This window comes from Amycolatopsis sp. NPDC003861 (assembly GCF_053605405.1).
The window spans coordinates 13,127-28,846 of sequence record NZ_JBSGJD010000112.1; the positions used below are offsets into that span (position 1 = coordinate 13,127).

Genomic DNA, 15,720 nt, shown 5'->3' on the forward strand with positions numbered 1-15,720 from the left:
GGGCGGTGGCGAGTGCTTCTTCTTGCTCGTCGCCGCCCGCGTGTCCCGGCAGAACCTTGATCGGCGAGCGGTTCCCGAGGCGTGCCGCGGCGGTGTTCAGGGCGCCTGCTGAGCCTCGCCGCGCAGACGGCGGACCGTGGCGCGGAGGCTCTCGATTTCTTCCACCATGGCCACCAGCTCGGCTTCGCCGGCCCATTCCGTCAGGAGTTCCGCGCGACGGCCCATCGCCGCGCGCTCGCGGGTCCGGAGCTCGGAGGCTCGCTCGTAGAGGTCCGCGTCGACGGCTTTCCGCTTCCACTCCCGCGCGTACGCGATCAGCGTGTTCAGCTTCCGGATGTCCGGCGGGAACAGGGGCTCGGGTTCCACGCCCCACTTCTCGAACTGGTTCCGGACGTCGTCCGGCGAGACCGGCACCACGCCTGCCTCGGCGAGCGCCAGCAGGAGCGATGGGGTGCAGTCCTTCTCGTCGCGGACGCGATCGACCAGGGCCCGGGCCTCCGGGGTCAGCTCTGCGCGGTTTCGCTCCTCCATCGCCCGCATGAAGGACTCGGGGGTGAAGGGTTCCGGGTCGGGTGGGGGCCGGAACCGGTCCGCCAGCGTGGCCGGGTCCTCGCCCAGCTCCGTCAGCACCCGCAGGGCGACGCTCGCGCCCGCGGTCAGCAAGCCGAACGCCAGTTGCTCGATGGTGATCCGACCGTCCGTGGCGGGCGTGTGGCCCAGCACCCGGTCGATCGGGATGGCCTTCTCCACCTCGTGAGCTTAGGCCGGACCGGCCCGCGTGAACGCCGGTTCCCGCAGCGAGGGCGCCAGGAAGACGATCCCCAAGGTGACCGCGACCGCCGACGACAGGGCCCAGTGCAAGCCGACACTCGTCGCGAGTGCGCCCACCAGCGCCGGCTCCACCAGGAAGCCCACGTACCCGCAGGCCGCGACCGCAGCGACCGCCCGGCCCGGGGCGTCCGCCTGCTTGCGGCTCGCCACGCTCCACGCGATCGGCACGATCCCGGCCACGCCGAGCCCGACGACCGCGAAGCCGAACACCACCGCGATCGGCCACGGCGCCGCGAGGACCACGGCGAAGCCCAGCACCGCGATCGCGGCCGCCACGCGGACGAAACGGACCGGGCCCGTGCGTGCCACCACGCGGTCGGCGACCAGACGGACCGCGATCATCGTTCCCGAGAAGGCGAAATAACCCAGCGAGGCGAGTGCGGGCGTCGCGCCGGTGACGTCGGCGAGGTACACCGCGCTCCAGCTGTTGACCGCTCCTTCGGCGACGAAGCCGCAGAACGCGATCACGCCCAGCGGCACCAGCGCCCGGCTCGGCCACGCGAAGGCCGCGTCGCCCTGGCCGCGGTCGGCGCCGGCGAGGAACCGGGTGCGGGCCGCCCACAGCGCGAGCGCGAGCAGCACCGCGCCCGCCACCGGGAAGTGCACCGTCACCGGGACGTGCAGGGCCTCCATCAGCGCGTCGACGCCCGAACCCGCCAGGCCGCCGATGTTCCAGAAGGCGTGGAAGCCCGCGAAGATCGGGCGGCCGTAGCCCTCCTCGACGCGGGCCGCGTGGGCGTTCATCGCGACGTCGAGCAGGCTGTTGCCCACGCCCAGCACGACGAGCGCGGCGAAGAACACCGGGGCCGACCACGCGAGCGCGACCAACGGCAGCCCCGCGCACAGCACCACCGCCCCGAGCACGACGGCCGCCCGGCTGCCGATCCGGGTGAGCAGTGCGCCCGCGGCCAGCAGCGCGAGGACCGATCCGGCGGCGAGGCCGAACAGCCCGGTCGCCAGCTCGCCGGTGCTCAGCCCGAGCCGTCCCTGCACCGCGGGCACCCGGGCCAGCCAGGTCGCGAACGCGGCGCCGCACACCGCGAACACGACGGAAACCCCGAGCCGAGCGCGTTTCAATTCCCCAGTCACCCCGCCACCCTACGGATCTTGGCCCGCGCCGAGACGGCCGTCCAGGTCCGGGGAGGCCGCCTTCGGGGCAGCCGATCACGACCCCACGGCCGCCGTCGCCCGGTCTACCGTGGCGAGGTGCATTCCTTGAGCCACGACCGGCTGGCCGATGCCCTCGTCGCCGAAGCGGACCGGTTCGGGACGGCGATCGCGGGCGCCGCAGCGGACACGCGGGTCCCGACGTGTCCGGAGTGGACACTGCGGGACCTGGCCTGTCACGTCGGGGTCGCCTACCACAAGTCCGCCGCCATCATCGCGAGCCGGCCGACGGGTTACGTGCCGTTCGAGGCCGTCACGATCGACGACCCGCCCGCGTTCGAGGCCCTCGGCGGCTGGCTGCACGACGGCGCGGAACGGCTCGTCGCCGCCGTGGCCGAGGTCGGCGCCGAAACCCCGACGTCGACGTGGACCCCCGATCGGCGCGCCGGGTTCTGGACGCGGCGGCTGACCCACGAGACGGTCGTCCACCGCGCGGACGCCGCCTTCGCGACAGGCAGGCCGTACGACGTCGATGCCGATCTCGCCGCGGACGGCATCGCCGAGGGCCTGGGACTCGTGGCCGTCTTCGCGCGTCAGCCGCACCCGGCGCTGGACCGGGCGTCGCTGCGGGGCACCGGCGAGACGCTGCTGTTCCGCTCCACCGAGCCCGGGCTCGGCTGGCTCGTCCGGCGGACGTCGTCGGGGGTGGAGGTGGCCGAGGGAACCGAGGCTGACGTCGTCGTCGAGGGCCGCGCGGCCGACCTGCTGCTCGCGCTGACCCGGCGCATCGCCGCGGACGACCCGCGGCTCACCGTGTCGGGTGACGCGGCGCTGTTGCGCCACTGGCTGGACCACACGCGCTTCTAGCCACCGTGTCAGGGTCCTTACCGACGCGTAAGGTTCCTGTCATGAGCGAACCCTCGACCGGCGACCGGCCCGGCTACCTGCTCAAACGCGCCCAGCAGGCCCTGCACCAGGCCTGCACCGACCGGCTGCGCCCGCTGGGCCTGTCGATGTCGCAGTACGCCGTGCTGCGCGCGCTCGACGACCACCCCGGCGCGTCGTCGGCGGAGCTCGCCCGGATCACCTTCGTCACGCGGCAGTCGCTGCGGGACGTCCTGGGTGGCCTGCGGTCGGCCGGTCTGGTCACCGTCGCCGAGCAGGCGAGCAGCGGCCGGGCCCGCCCGGTGACGCTGACCCCGGCGGGACGCACCCAGCTGGCCGCCGCCGAAGACCTCATCACGCAGGTCGAACTGCAGATGCTCGGCGACCTGTCGGCCGACCAGCGGCGCTACCTGGCCGACCTCCTGCGTACCTGCGTCGGCAACCTGACTTGACGACGGCCGTATAGTCGGTTCCGACTAATAGGGAGCGACTAGTGCCACGCAAGATCCGCAACACCCTCGCGCTGGCCCTGCTCGGCCTGCTGCTGGAACGCCCGATGCACCCGTACGAAATGGCGTCCACGCTGCGCGAGCGCTACAAGGGCTCGACGTTCAAGATCAACCCGGGTTCGCTCTACGACACCGTGGAGTCGCTGGCGAAGCATCGCTGGATCGAGCCCGTCGAGACGGTCCGGGAGGGCAACCGGCCGGAGCGGACCGTCTACGCGCACACCGAACTCGGGCGCCAGGAGTTCGTCGCCTGGCTCGACGAACTGGTCCGCGAGCCGGTCGCGGAGTACCCGAAGTTCGTCGCGGCGGTGAGCTACCTCGGCGCGTTGGGCCCGGAGCGCGCCGCCGACGCGCTGGAGGAACGCGCCCGCCACCTCGCCGAACGCATCGAAGGCGCGGAGACGGCGCTGGCCGAAACGGTCGGCAAGGGCGCGCCGCGGCTGTTCATGATCGAGGTCGAGTTCGTCCGGCACGCCTGGCAGGCCGAGCTCGACTGGGCCCGCCGCACGGCGGCCGAAATCCGGTCCGGCTCGCTGCCGTGGCCCGAACACTCCTGAGGGGAAAAACCGTGTCCGATCCCGATGTCCTCATCGCCGGTGCCGGTCCGGCCGGCCTGCTGCTCGCCGCGGAACTGGCGCTGGCCGGCGTCCGCACCACGATCGTCGAACGCCGGCCGGAGCGGCCGCCGTACTGCCGCGGCTTCAACCTGAACGCGCGGGCGCTGGACCTGCTGCACCGCCGTGGCCTCGCCGAAAGCCTGGTGGCCGAGGGGCACCGGGTGCCGCACGCGCCGGTCACCGGCCTGCCCGGGCCGCTGCTGCTCGACGGCACCGCGACCGACCACCCGTTCTCGCTGGGCATCCCGCAGACGCGCGTCGAAGAGGTCCTGGAGGCCCGGGCCCGCGAACTGGGCGCCGAAATCCTGCGCGGCCACGACGTGCGCTCGTTCAGCCAGTCCGCGGACGGCGTCGCCACCGTGGTCCACAATGGACGCTTCGGCCGGGCGATCCACGCACGCTTCCTCGTCGGCTGCGACGGCGGCCGCAGCACGGTGCGCAAGCAGGCGGGCATCGATTTCCCCGGCGTGGACGCCCGCTGGTACGCGCTGCTCGGCGACGTCGAATGCGACCTGCCGTACGGTCCTTCGACGGGCCCGGACGGGCGGAGCGTGTTCGTGATCCCGCGGCCGGGGTACGTGCGGATCGTGGTCCGGGAGGACGACCCGCCGTCGGACAAGGACACGCCGGTGACGCTGGAGCGGTTGCAGGCGCAGGTGGACGCGGTCCTCGGCCGCCACGTCGAGCTGAGCGCGCCCCGCTGGCTGAGCCGGTTCGGCGACGCGGCCCGCCTGGCGTCGAAGTACCGCGAAGGCCGGGTGCTCCTGGCGGGCGACGCGGCCCACATCCACCCGCCGGCCGGGGCGATCGGCGTGAACGTCGCGCTCGACGACGCGTTCAACCTCGGCTGGAAGCTGGCGGCGACGGTGCACGGGACCGCACCGGAGGGCCTGCTGGACACCTACCACGCCGAGCGGCACGCGGCGGGCGAGCGGATCCTGGCGAACACGCGGGCCCAGGTGGCCGTGGAGGAAGCCGGCGAGGAGCCGTGGGCGGACTTGCTGCGGCGCGTGGCGGCGCACCCGGCGGGGAACCGCGCGCTGGCGGAGATCATCACGGGGCTGGACGCGTGCTACGAGCCGGGTGGGCACCCGTGGCTAGGGCGGCTGGCGCCGGACGTGCCGCTGCGGGTTTCGGGGGTGGACACGCGGTTGGCGGCGTTCCTGCACGCCGGGCGGCCGGTCCTGCTGGACCTGACGGGGTCGTTCGCGGCCTGGTCGGCCGCGGTGGAGGTGGTCGCCGCGGCCAGTCCGTCCACTTCGGACATCGACGCGGTGCTGCTGCGGCCCGACGGGCACGTCGCCTGGGTGGGCACCCCCGGCGAGGGCGACGCCGGGCTGGCGGAAGCGGTGCATCGGTGGGTGGGGCCAGTGCCGGCGACCGTCTGACAGGGCTCAGCGCGGGCGGTCCAGAACCGCCCGCTGCTCCACCCGCCCGTCGAGCACGAACTTGCTGTGCACCGAAAACCCCAGCTTTTCGACCACCCGGGCCGAGGGCCTGTTCACCGGCTCGTACACCGCCAGCAGCCGATCCGCCCAGCCCGCCTCGAACGCCCTGTCCCGCACCGCCGCAGTCGCTTCCGTCGCATACCCGCGGCCCCAGCCCGACGGCGCTATCCACCAGCCCATCTCCACCGCCGGCAGGCCGAGGCCCGACTCCGTGGCCGTGCGGCGCACCAACGACACCACTCCGTCGAACGATCCCGGTGCCGCCGAGACCGCGAACCAGCCGAAGCCGTGCGAGGCCCAGTGCGCCAACGTCGCGCGGTGCTTGGCCAGCGTGTACTCGTGGCTCCACGGCTCGCCCGTCCCCACGTAGCGGACCGTCTCGGGCAGCTGGGCCAGCGCGAACAAGTCGTCGAAGAACTCTTCGGACCACGCGTGCAGCGTGAGCCTCTCCGTGGTGATCAGCACCGCCGTCAGTCTAGTGTTCGCCCAGCAGGACGGCGATCCCGTCGAGCTGGCGCCGCAAGCCGAACTCGAACGCCTCGTCCAGGCCGACGTCCTCGACGCCGGTCATCACCTCGGTCAGCGTCGGGAACCGGCCCGAATCGAGGAACCGCGTCAGCAGCGCCATGTCCGCCTCCAGGCGCTGGTCGCCCGTGATGCCCGTGTCCTGCTCCGCCTGGATTTCGAACGCGTTGCTCACCGCCAGCCCGCCGACCCAGCCGTTGAGCGTCATGATCACCTGCAGCTTCACCCGCCGCTTCAAGCCGGTTCCGGCCAGCGCTCGCAGCGACCAGTCGACCAGGCGCAGGCCCGCCGCCAGGACCGGCGGGCGCACCAGGGAATTGAGCAGGATCGGCGCCAGCCACGGGTGACGGCGGTACGCGCGCCACTGCGCGCGGGCGGCGAGTTCGAGACGCGGCCGCCACGGCACCGGGCCCGGCTCCGGCAGCTCCGCCTCCCCGAGCGCGACGTCGGCCATCAGCCGGAGCAGCTCCTCCTTGTCCGGCACGTGCCGGTACAGCGCCATCGGGCCGACACCCAGCCCGGCCGCCAGCCGCCGCATCGACAGCGCCGCCAGGCCTTCGGCGTCGGCCAGGTCGATGGCCGCGCGCACCAGCGCGTCCCGGCCCAGCGGCGGCTTGACCGGCGTCCGGTCCGCGACGACCGTGCCGCTGCCCGGGACCGCGCGCACCCAGCCCTGCTCGCCCAGCGCGGACAACGCCTTCGCCGCCGTCGCCATCGCGACTCCCCACTCGCGGACCAGGGCCCGGGTCGACGGGACGCGCTCGCCCGGCCGCAGCTCGCCCGCGGTGATCCGGCGGCGCAGCTCCGCCGCGATCCGGAGGTAAGGCGCCTCGGTCACGGAACTCCGTACTAGAACAGTTGCCGGCAGAACCTAGAACACTTTCAGGGTACTCCCCCAATGTCGGCGGCGAAGATTGCCGAGCTCGAAGGCGTCTCAATACGGTGCGAATACACCGTATAAAGGGGGAAGCATGACGACGACCGAAGTCCGCCGCCCGAAGCCGTGGGTGCGCCGCCCGTGGGTGTTCCCGCTGGGCCTGCTGGTCACCGCGTTCCTGGTCTTTTCGCTGCCGCCCTACCTCGGGCTCGACCCCGCGCGGTCGCGGATCCCGGCCCCCACCGGCTGGTACTACCCGGTGCTGGTTACGCACATCGGCTTCGCGACCGTCGCCATGGTGACCTGCGCGCTGCAGATCTGGCCGTGGCTGCGGCAGAAACACCCGGCGGTGCACCGCCGCACCGGACGCGGCTACGTCTTCGCCGGTGCGATCCCGGCGTCGATCGCCGGGTTCGTGATCGCGCTCGCGGCGCCGTTCGGGCCGGTCGGGGCCGTGTCGAACGTGCTGCTCGCGGTGCTCTGGTTCGGCTGCACCGTGCAGGGCTACCGGATGGCGCGGGCACGCCGGTTCGGCGAACACCGCCGCTGGATGATCCGCAGCTTCGCGCTCTGCATGTCGATCATCAGCAACCGGATCTGGGGCGTGGTCTGGGCCATCGTGCTGACGCCGCAGCTGGACACGACCTTCGGCGGCAGCGAAGTCGCCCTGGGCCAGGCGATCGCCGGAATCACCACGTGGACCGGCTGGGTGCTCCCGCTGCTGGCCGCCGAATGGTGGCTCGGCCGGGGACGGCGTCGCGCAGCGTGACCGGGGTAGCCCGATCAGCCTATGGTCCACACCACAGTAAATGGTCTATACCAATGAGGACAACTTTCCGCCGCCGCGCTTCCAGCCGTGGAGGTTTCCCATGCGCCTGAAGTCCCTGCTGGCCGCCTTGGCCGGCGCCGCCCTGCTGAGCTCCGCGGTCGCCACCCCGGCCGGCGCCGCGGCCGGCTCGCCGATCCCGGTCGGCCCCTACGTCGACATGGGTGCGTGGCCGACGCCCAGCCTGTCGGCGATGTCGGCCGCGAGCGGCGTCAAGGGTTTCACGCTCGCGTTCGTCAACTCCTACGGCTGCAAGGCCAGCTGGTTCGGCGCCTACGACCCGCGCACGGCGTGGCAGAAGGAGGAGATCGCCAAGATCCGCACCGCGGGCGGCGACGTCAAGATCTCCTTCGGCGGGGCGTCCGGCATCGAACTGGCCCAGGCCTGCAGCACGGCCGCGCAGGTCGCGGCCGAGTATGACGCCGTCGTCAAGGCCTACGGCCTCAAGTACGCCGACTTCGACATCGAAGGCGCGGCCGTCGCGGATCCGACGTCGATCGCCCGCCGCTCCCAGGCCCTGAAGACCCTCCAGGACAACAACCCCGGGCTGAAGATTTCGCTGACCCTGCCGGTGCTGCCCAACGGCCTCACCGCGGACGGCCTCAACGTCGTCAAGGCCGCCAAGAACGCCGGGGTGAACCTGGACCTGGTCAACATCATGGCGATGGACTACTACCAGGGCGCCGGCGACCAGGGCGCAAAGGCCATCTCGGCGGCCAAGGCGACCCAGGCCCAGCTCAAGTCGCTGTACGGGCTGAGTGACGCGGCAGCGTGGAAGAAGGTCGGCGTCACCCCGATGATCGGCGTCAACGACTCGCAGAACGAGATCTTCTACCAGAAGGACGCGAAGGCGCTGGTGGCCTTCGCGAAGACGGTCCACCTGGGCATGCTGTCGTTCTGGGAGCAGGGCCGGGACGCCAACGCGTGCACCGGCGCGCTGTACAAGTGCACCAACGTGCCGCAGTCGAAGTACGAGTTCGCGAAGATCTTCGCCGGCTACACCGGCTGAGTCACCACCGGGCGGCGTCCGCGAGCAGTGCGTCCCGCACCGCCGCGGGCCCCGCCCGGCAGGGCTCGGTCCGGATGACCGCGAAGAGCGTGTTGATCGGCGGCTCCTCCGGCTCCAGCAGCGCGACCAGGTCCCCCGACGCCAGCTCGGCCGTGCAGAGGTACCGCGGCAGCACGCTGACGCCGAAGCCCGCCATCACGCAGGCCAGGACGCCGCGCAGGTCAGGGACGACGACCGCCGGGGCCGCCGCCGGACGCGCGCCCAGCACCGAACGCCAGTAGCGGCGGATGATGGGCAGGTCCTCGGCGTAAGCCACCAGCGGCGCCGTTCGGGGGTCGCCCGTGAAGCCGCGAGCGCCGACCAGGACGAACTCTTCGTCGGTCAGCGGCGTCGCCGTGAAGGCGCGGCCGCGCGGGCGGATCGTCGAGACCACCAGGTCGAAACGCCGCTGTGCGAGCCCGGCCAGGAGGTCGTCGGCCAGGCCGAAGGTGACCCGCAGCCGGAGGCCGCGGGCGACCAGGTCCGCCAGCGCGGGCAGGACCCGCTCGGTCGTCAGCTCGGCGGGCCCGGCCAGGTGCACCGGTGTGGCGAAGGGGTCGGCCTCCCCGACGGTCACCGAAGCCAGGGCGTCGACGTGCGGGGCGATCCGGGCGGCCAGTTCGTCGGCCGCCGACGTCGGCGTGACACCGCGGGCGCGGCGGACGAACAGTTGCCGGCCCAGCTGCTCCTCCAGGGCTCTGACCTGCGCGGTCACCGTCGGCTGGGACAGACCCAGTGACGGTGCCGCGCCGGTCAGCGAACCGGCCCGGTGGACGGCCAGGAACGTGCGCAGCAGGTCGAGGTCCAGCTCAGTCCTCGACCAGCTCGATCGAATCCACGACGTTCGGGTAGAACGCGACGTGATCCTTGATCGGCGCGACCGCGTCGTAGGGCTTCTCGTACGTCCAGACCGCGTTCTCCGCCTGCACGTCACCGGCGTTGAGCGAGTAGTAGCTCGCCTCGCCCTTGTACGGGCAGTACGTCTCGTGGTCGGTCCGCTCCAGCACGCCCGCGTCGACGTCCGCCAGCGGGATGTACTGGACCGCCGGGTAGGTGGATTCCTGCAGGGTGAACGCGTTGCGGCTGTCCGCGACGACGCGCCCGCCGGCCTTGACCACCACGCGGGCCTTGGTCGGCTCGACGGTGATCGGGTGGTCCGGGCCCGGCTGCAGAACCTTCTTCGCCATGTCAGCTCCCTGAGTGTTCCGTGTACCGGGAGCAGCACGCCGGGCCCGGCGGTTATTCCGCGATCAGGGCAGGTAGTACATCGGGTTCGGCAGCTTGACCGGGCGCAGCGCGTGGCCGCCTTCGAGATCGCTGAACTGGTCGCCGAGGTTGAGGACGATCTTCGCGCCGGTCGCCTCGATGTGCGCCCGCGTGCCCGACTTGTACTGGACGGTGGTGCAGGTCAGCCCGCACGGCAGGTAGTCCGGCGCGGTCGTCTTCGGCTTGAAGAACGCGCCCGCCGGGGCCGGGAAACCCTCGTTGGCCAGGTTCTTCAGCGACTGCGGGCCCTGGAGCTCGTTGCGGCCGGTCAGGAAGTAGACCTCGACGCCGCGCTGCGCCGCCCAGTTGGCCAGCTCCAGCACCGGCTTGTTCGCGACGAACGTGCCGTTGTCGATGGCCTGCTGCTGCTTGACCGGGTCGAAGCCGAAGTCGTTGTCGGCCTCCCAGCCGTAGGTGACCTCGGAGGTGTCGTCGACGTCGAGCACGATCGCCGGGTTCTTCACCCGGCCCAGCTGCTGCTGCAGGAAGCGCTTCGCGTCCGAGACGACCCGGCCGGTGTCCTTCACGAACCGGCTGGTGTCGGAGTAGTGGTGCTTGCCCGCGGCGTCGACGTAGTCGCCGTAGTAGGCCTTGACGTCCAGCTTGACCTGGCCGATGTTGGCGGGCTCCTTCGAGCGCGCGGCGGTCGATTCGTCCGAGCCGGCCAGCGCGGTGGCGCCCGAGGCGACGGTGGCGCCGATGGCCGCGGCGGCGGCGAGCTTGACGAGGTTTGACCATTTTCCGGACACGGGGAACCCTCCAGTGGAACTTGACGACCGGGGGAACCTACGTCACGCGCTCGGCCCGGCAAACAAAAGCCACCGGCGCGCGGCCGATCCGCGTCAAAACCACCGAAGCTTCCGCTTCCCCGCGCGGCTTCAGTCGGCGCCGCAACGCGTCCGGATCGACGTCGAGTCCGCGGACCAGGATTTCCAGCCGCCCGACGTCGTGCCGCTTGAGCACCGCCTTCAGCGTCTTCTCGCTGTACGGCCCCTGCTCCAGGACGCGGAAGGCCCGCACGCCCGGCGGCGGCGTGTCACCGGTCAGGTAAGCGATGCGTTCGTCCAGCTGCCACAGCCCGTGCCGCGCCGCGTAGTGGCGGACCAGCCCGGCGCGGACGACGGCGCCGTCGGGGTCGACGATCCACTCCCCCGGCTCGCGCGCGGGCAGTGCGTCCGGTTCGGCGTCGGTGACCGTCCATTGTGTCCCGTCCGAGCGCAGCACGGTCGCCCGGCGGGTGACGCCCGTGCCCAGGCCGCGCCAGAGGCAGGACTCGCGGACTTGGCCGTCCAGGGACACCAGTTCGACCTCCTCCGCCCACGGCGTGAGCGCGAAGTCGAGGCCAGGGGCGCATTTCACGGACAGCGCGCGCCCCGGGTAGGCCTCGACCAGGCCGTCCAGCGGCGGCGCGAAGTCGGCGGGTTTCCACGCCCGGCGCCCGGCGGAGTCCCGCCGCGCCGGATCGGCGACGACGACGCCCGAGCGGCTCACCGGGTGCAGGGCGTCGGCGCGGACGAGGCCGAACGCGACCCCCGCGGCGGTTCCGTTGTGGCGGGCCATTTCCAGCCGTACCGGGTCCACATCGGACCCGAGCGTGCGCCGCGCCACTCGCGCGATCTCGACGAGGTCTGCGCCCACCGAACACGTGACGTCGTGGACGTCGAGCCCGGCGAAGCGCGCGGCCCGGTGGCGCGCCACGACCGACGCGCTCGCCTGCTGGAGCGCGTCGGAGGTGAACAGCCAGTCCACACCGGACAGTTTGCCGACGGCTTTCCGCCGCAACAGCACGGTTTCCAGGGCAGCGGCCGCGCGCTCCTCGCCGACGAGACGACGGACGGCCGCCACCGACGCGATCGGGTCGGTCAGCGGCAGCGCCGAAACCTCGGCGAGCGCCGCTGCCCCCGCGCCGGAGCGCAGGTAGGCGACGTCGCCGAGGCTGAACGAATAACCCAATTCAGGACGGCCGCTTGGTCCCGGTGATCATCACGTTGTAGAACAGCTCGCGCGGCAGGATCTTCGACAGCACCTTCTTGTCCACGGCGGACAGCCGCAGCCACAGGTGGTAGGCGAACAACCGCCAGCGCACGGTGAGCTTCTCCGACGGCACCGCGGCCTCGAACGTCCGGATCGGCCAGCCCGCGAGGGCGGCGGCGAACTCCTCGGTGACCGCGTGGACGTCCTGGGCGCCGGCGCCGCGGGCCCACGACTCCAGCTCCGACGGGTCGAAGGTGTGGATGTCGACCACGGCCTCCAGCGCGGCGGCGCGCGACGACTCGTCCAGTTCGGACTGCGGACGGCGCCAGCCGCGCAGCGCGGGCAGCTTCGTCACCCGCGTCGTCAGGAACCAGGTGAACTGGCCGAGCTTGCGGGCGTAGAAGTCGCCGATCTTGGTCGGCTCGCCCGCGAAGACGAACCGGCCGCCCGGCTTGAGCACGCGCAGCACCTCGCGGAACGCCGCCTGGACGTCCGGGATGTGGTGCAGCACCGCGTGCCCGACCACCAGGTCGAACGTGTTGTCGTCGTAGGGGATGCGCTCGGCGTCGGCGACCCGGCCGTCGACGTCGAGGCCGAGCTTCTCGGCGTTGCGCAGCGCGACCTGGACCATGCCGGGCGAGAGGTCGGTGACCGAGCCCTTCTTGGCGACGCCGCCCTGCATCAGGTTCAGCAGGAAGAAGCCGGTGCCGCTGCCCAGCTCCATCGCGTGCTGGTAGGGCTGGCCGTCCTCACCCGCGACGGCGTTGAACACGTCGGTGGCGTAGGAGATGCAGCGCTCGTCGTACGAGATCGACCACTTCTCGTCGTAGGTGCCGGCTTCCCAGTCGTGGTAGAGCACGTTCGCCAGCTTCGGGTCGGCGTAGGCCGCCTGGACCTCTTCGGCGGTGGCGTGCGGGTTCGGCGCCGGGTCGTTCACGTCGGTCAAGGCGTCATTTCCCTTCGAAAGTGGCCTTGCCGGGCCCGTTTTCGATGAACGACTTCATGCCGTTCTGCTGGTCTTGGGTCGCCCAGAGGGCGGCGAACAGGTGCGATTCGAGCTTGAGCGCGTTCGGCAGGTCCATGTCGAGGCCGCCGTCGATGGCCGCCTTGGCCGCCCGCAGCGCGATCGCCGGGCCGTTGGCGAACTGGGCCGCCCACTTGTGCGCGGCCGCGTAGACGTCGTCCGGGGCGACGACCTGGTCGAGGATGCCCAGGTGCAGCGCCTCTTCGGCCTTGACGAACCGTCCGGTGTAGACGAGGTCCTTGGTCTTGCTCGGCCCGATCAGGCGGGCCAGGCGCTGGGTGCCGCCCGCGCCGGGGATGACGCCGAGCTGGATCTCCGGCTGGCCGACCTTGACGTTGTCGCCGGCGACGCGCCAGTCCGCGGCCAGGGCCAGTTCGAGGCCGCCGCCGAGGGCGTAGCCGGTGATGGCGGCGACGACCGGCTTCGGGATGTTCGCGATGGCCGCGACCGTGCCGGTGAGGGTGGCGCCGAACTTCGCGATCTCCGGGTAGCTGCGGGCGGCCATCTCCTTGATGTCCGCGCCGCCGGCGAAGGTCTTCTCGCCGCCGTAGAGGATCACCGCGCGGATGTCGTCGCGCTCGGTGGCCTCCTTCGCCAGCTCGGCGAATTCGGCGGTGACCTGGGCGTTCAGGGCGTTGACCGGCGGCCGGTCGAGCAGGATGGTGCCGACCCCGTCCTTGACCTCCAGGGTTACGAACTCTCCCACGCCCATCCTCCTCGTTGACGATCTGCCAGCAGGCTACCGGTCGGTAAGGCCACCCTAGCGGCGACGGGCGAAGAAGCGATCCCCGGAGCGTTCGAGCACGAGGTCCTGGTCGAACGTCTTCGACAGGTTTTCGCTGGTGATGACGTCGTCGACCAGGCCGGACACCACCGCGTGGCCGTCGCGCAGCAGCAGCGCGTGGGTGAAGCCCGGCGGGATCTCCTCGACGTGGTGGGTGACCAGCACCAGGGCGGGGGCTTCGGCGTCCAGCGCCAGGTCGGACAGCCGGGCGACGAGGTCCTCGCGGCCGCCCAGGTCGAGACCGGCGGCGGGCTCGTCGAGCAGCAGCATCTCCGGGTCGGTCATCAGCGACCGGGCGATCAGGGCCCGCTTGCGCTCGCCCTCCGACAGCGTCCCGAAGGTGCGCTCGGCCAGGTGCCCGATGCCCATCGCGTCGAGGAGCTCGGTCGCGCGCGCGGTGTCGAGGGTGTCGTATTCCTCACGCCAGCGGCCGAGCACCGCGTAACCGGCGCTGACCACGACGTCCTTGACCAGTTCGTCGCCCGGCACGCGCTGGGCGATCGCGGCCGAGGTGAAGCCGATGCGGGGGCGCAGGTCGAAGATGTTGACCCGGCCGATCCGCTCGCCGAGCAGGTCGACCTCGCCGGTGGTCGGGTGCAGCTCGGCCGCGGCCAGGCGCAGCAGGGTGGTCTTGCCCGCGCCGTTCGGGCCGAGCACCACCCAGCGCTCGTCCAGTTCGACGGTCCAGTCGAGGCCGGCGAGGAGGTCGTTGGTCCCCCGGCGGACGCCGACACCGGCCATCCGGACCACGAGGTCGTCAAGTTCGCTGGGCTGGATCGGCTCGCTCACGAGGCCCATTCTGTCTGCCGTCGCGCGCGCGTGCGCACCCGCCCGGGTGAGACGGTGAACACGCAGGTCGGCGTCCGTTCCACGAGCTGGAACACGGCCGCCCGGACGGCCGCGGTGTGGCACCATCACCGCATGTCCGCCGACGCGCCCGTGACCCCGGTGACCCGGGGCTCGTTCTGGCGCCGTCGCACCATCGACCTGCTCCTCGTCGCTTCGGCCGGGTGTACGCGGGCGCGGCTTCGCTGATCCCTCGCGTCCTCGTGCGACGCGTGCGGTGCCGCGCTGTCCCCGCGTCCGATCCCCTTCACGTTGCGAGGAGCACCCGCGTTGACCACGTCCCTGGTTCGCCCGCCCGTCGAGATCCACCCGCAGCTGACCGATCCGCTGCTGCCCGAGCTGCTGCACCCGGCGCGGCTGCTGTGGACGCCGCGGGAGCTGGCCGAGCTGACCGCCACCGTCACCACCGAGCTGACCGCGGGCCTGCGCGGCATCCTGCGCTTCGACGAGGACCGCCGCTGGTGGGCGCGGCTGGCGCTGACCGACGGCGTCGAGCTGTGGCTGTTGTCGTGGCTGCCCGGCCAGCACACGAAGCCGCACGACCACGGCGGCGCGTCCGGCTCGTTCACCGTCCTGCAGGGTGAACTCGGCGAGGAGTACCGCTACCCCGGCGGCCCGATCCGGCGCCGGACGCACGTGGCCGGCGAGGGGCTGGGCTTCGGCGCGGGCCGCGCCCACCAGGTCACCGGCCTCGGCGACCGGCCCGCGGCGAGCGTCCACGCGTACTCGCCGCCGCTGGTCACGACGCGGGAGTACGACTCGCTCGCCGACGTTCCGGCGGAAATCCCGCCGCTGCCCGCTATCGTCCGGTCATGAGCGCTGTCGATTCGCTGCTGGCTTCCGCGCGGTCCGGCTTGGACCGGGTGACGCCCGCCCGGGCCCGCGAGCTGCAGGAGGCGGGGGCGCTGGTGGTCGACATCCGGCCGCTGGCCAACCGCGCGGCCGAGGGCGAGATCCCGGGCGCGGTGATCGTCGAGCGGATCCACCTGGAGTGGCGGCTGGCGCCGGACAGCGAGTGGCGGCTGCCGGCGGTCGGCCCGGAGTCGACGGTGATCGTGGTGTGCAACGAGGGCTACTCGTCGAGCCTGGCGGCGGCCGACCTGCAGCGGCTGGGGCTGCCCGGGGCGACCGACCTCGAGGGCGGGTTCCGGGC

General features: G+C 72.2%; 20 protein-coding genes. 9 read left to right on the forward strand and 11 right to left on the reverse strand.

Annotated elements, in window-relative coordinates; all coding sequences use genetic code 11:
- Window positions 1-96 precede the first annotated feature (96 nt).
- Window positions 97-750, reverse strand: coding sequence for a hypothetical protein (locus tag ACWEVN_RS25915; protein ID WP_452053023.1), 654 nt, complete (start codon window positions 748-750; stop codon window positions 97-99).
- Between the two features lie 9 nt (window positions 751-759).
- Complete coding sequence (locus tag ACWEVN_RS25920) at window positions 760-1,920, reverse strand: MFS transporter (RefSeq protein WP_452053024.1); 1,161 nt, start codon at window positions 1,918-1,920, stop codon at window positions 760-762.
- Window positions 1,921-2,037: 117 nt separating this feature from the next.
- Between ACWEVN_RS25920 and ACWEVN_RS25925 the strand changes: the two genes are divergently transcribed.
- From ACWEVN_RS25925 to ACWEVN_RS25940, 4 genes are read left to right on the forward strand one after another with little or no spacing between them, the layout of a single operon-like run.
- A complete protein-coding gene (locus tag ACWEVN_RS25925) occupies window positions 2,038-2,805 on the forward strand; it encodes a maleylpyruvate isomerase family mycothiol-dependent enzyme (RefSeq protein ID WP_452053025.1) in 768 nt (255 codons plus the stop codon).
- A gap of 41 nt (window positions 2,806-2,846) precedes the next feature.
- Window positions 2,847-3,275 (forward strand): MarR family winged helix-turn-helix transcriptional regulator, encoded by a 429-nt coding sequence (locus ACWEVN_RS25930; protein ID WP_452053026.1) that lies wholly within the window; start codon window positions 2,847-2,849, stop codon window positions 3,273-3,275.
- Window positions 3,276-3,316: 41 nt separating this feature from the next.
- Window positions 3,317-3,889 (forward strand): PadR family transcriptional regulator, encoded by a 573-nt coding sequence (locus tag ACWEVN_RS25935; protein WP_449681580.1) that lies wholly within the window; start codon window positions 3,317-3,319, stop codon window positions 3,887-3,889.
- 11 nt (window positions 3,890-3,900) lie between these two features.
- Window positions 3,901-5,337, forward strand: coding sequence for an FAD-dependent monooxygenase (locus ACWEVN_RS25940; RefSeq protein WP_452053027.1), 1,437 nt, complete (start codon window positions 3,901-3,903; stop codon window positions 5,335-5,337).
- 6 nt (window positions 5,338-5,343) lie between these two features.
- Here ACWEVN_RS25940 and ACWEVN_RS25945 read toward each other — a convergent pair whose 3' ends face one another.
- Both ACWEVN_RS25945 and ACWEVN_RS25950 read right to left on the reverse strand, forming a co-directional pair.
- Window positions 5,344-5,862, reverse strand: coding sequence for a GNAT family N-acetyltransferase (locus tag ACWEVN_RS25945; protein WP_452053028.1), 519 nt, complete (start codon window positions 5,860-5,862; stop codon window positions 5,344-5,346).
- A gap of 10 nt (window positions 5,863-5,872) precedes the next feature.
- A complete protein-coding gene (locus ACWEVN_RS25950; RefSeq protein ID WP_449681583.1) occupies window positions 5,873-6,760 on the reverse strand; it encodes a TetR/AcrR family transcriptional regulator C-terminal domain-containing protein in 888 nt (295 codons plus the stop codon).
- Window positions 6,761-6,893: 133 nt separating this feature from the next.
- Here ACWEVN_RS25950 and ACWEVN_RS25955 point away from each other — a divergent pair, with 133 nt between their 5' ends.
- Entirely contained in the window at window positions 6,894-7,568 is a 675-nt protein-coding gene (locus ACWEVN_RS25955) for a DUF2306 domain-containing protein (protein ID WP_452053029.1), read from the forward strand.
- A gap of 100 nt (window positions 7,569-7,668) precedes the next feature.
- Window positions 7,669-8,634 carry a chitinase gene (locus ACWEVN_RS25960; protein ID WP_452053030.1) on the forward strand — a complete coding sequence of 322 codons (966 nt, stop codon included), beginning with the start codon at window positions 7,669-7,671 and terminating at the stop codon, window positions 8,632-8,634.
- A gap of 1 nt (window position 8,635) precedes the next feature.
- Here the strand turns inward: ACWEVN_RS25960 and ACWEVN_RS25965 are convergent, their stop codons facing one another.
- From ACWEVN_RS25965 to ACWEVN_RS25995, 7 genes are all read right to left on the reverse strand, one after another.
- Complete coding sequence (locus ACWEVN_RS25965) at window positions 8,636-9,538, reverse strand: LysR family transcriptional regulator (protein WP_452053035.1); 903 nt, start codon at window positions 9,536-9,538, stop codon at window positions 8,636-8,638.
- Window positions 9,483-9,860, reverse strand: coding sequence for a DUF427 domain-containing protein (locus tag ACWEVN_RS25970; protein ID WP_449681586.1), 378 nt, complete (start codon window positions 9,858-9,860; stop codon window positions 9,483-9,485). The genes ACWEVN_RS25965 and ACWEVN_RS25970 overlap by 56 nt, the downstream gene beginning before the upstream one ends.
- A 63-nt stretch (window positions 9,861-9,923) precedes the next feature.
- On the reverse strand, window positions 9,924-10,688 hold the full coding sequence (locus tag ACWEVN_RS25975; RefSeq protein ID WP_449681587.1) for an HAD family acid phosphatase: 765 nt from the start codon (window positions 10,686-10,688) through the stop codon (window positions 9,924-9,926).
- A 37-nt stretch (window positions 10,689-10,725) separates the two neighbouring features.
- Window positions 10,726-11,892: a THUMP-like domain-containing protein gene (locus ACWEVN_RS25980; RefSeq protein WP_452053031.1), complete on the reverse strand. Its 1,167-nt coding sequence runs from the start codon at window positions 11,890-11,892 to the stop codon at window positions 10,726-10,728.
- A gap of 1 nt (window position 11,893) precedes the next feature.
- On the reverse strand, window positions 11,894-12,859 hold the full coding sequence (locus ACWEVN_RS25985; protein WP_449681589.1) for a class I SAM-dependent methyltransferase: 966 nt from the start codon (window positions 12,857-12,859) through the stop codon (window positions 11,894-11,896).
- A 4-nt stretch (window positions 12,860-12,863) separates the two neighbouring features.
- Window positions 12,864-13,643, reverse strand: coding sequence for an enoyl-CoA hydratase/isomerase family protein (locus ACWEVN_RS25990; RefSeq protein WP_452053032.1), 780 nt, complete (start codon window positions 13,641-13,643; stop codon window positions 12,864-12,866).
- A gap of 54 nt (window positions 13,644-13,697) precedes the next feature.
- Window positions 13,698-14,519 (reverse strand): ABC transporter ATP-binding protein, encoded by an 822-nt coding sequence (locus ACWEVN_RS25995; protein ID WP_449681591.1) that lies wholly within the window; start codon window positions 14,517-14,519, stop codon window positions 13,698-13,700.
- A gap of 45 nt (window positions 14,520-14,564) precedes the next feature.
- Between ACWEVN_RS25995 and ACWEVN_RS26000 the strand changes: the two genes are divergently transcribed.
- The 3 genes from ACWEVN_RS26000 to ACWEVN_RS26010 form a co-directional block, all read left to right on the forward strand.
- Window positions 14,565-14,756 carry a hypothetical protein gene (locus ACWEVN_RS26000; protein WP_449681592.1) on the forward strand — a complete coding sequence of 64 codons (192 nt, stop codon included), beginning with the start codon at window positions 14,565-14,567 and terminating at the stop codon, window positions 14,754-14,756.
- A gap of 81 nt (window positions 14,757-14,837) precedes the next feature.
- Entirely contained in the window at window positions 14,838-15,383 is a 546-nt protein-coding gene (locus tag ACWEVN_RS26005; RefSeq protein ID WP_452053033.1) for a cysteine dioxygenase, read from the forward strand.
- Window positions 15,380-15,720, forward strand: a 341-nt coding sequence (locus ACWEVN_RS26010) for a rhodanese-like domain-containing protein (protein WP_452053034.1), incomplete at its 3' end; no start/stop codon positions are given. The genes ACWEVN_RS26005 and ACWEVN_RS26010, both read left to right, overlap by 4 nt.

Coding starts and splice junctions, on each gene's coding strand:
- ACWEVN_RS25955 (WP_452053029.1), top strand. CDS start 6,894: ATGACGACGACCGAAGTCCGCCGCCCGAAGCCGTGGGTGCGCCGCCCG.
- ACWEVN_RS25960 (WP_452053030.1), top strand. CDS start 7,669: ATGCGCCTGAAGTCCCTGCTGGCCGCCTTGGCCGGCGCCGCCCTGCTG.
- ACWEVN_RS25970 (WP_449681586.1), bottom strand. CDS start 9,860: ATGGCGAAGAAGGTTCTGCAGCCGGGCCCGGACCACCCGATCACCGTC.
- ACWEVN_RS25995 (WP_449681591.1), bottom strand. CDS start 14,519: ATGGGCCTCGTGAGCGAGCCGATCCAGCCCAGCGAACTTGACGACCTC.
- ACWEVN_RS25930 (WP_452053026.1), top strand. CDS start 2,847: ATGAGCGAACCCTCGACCGGCGACCGGCCCGGCTACCTGCTCAAACGC.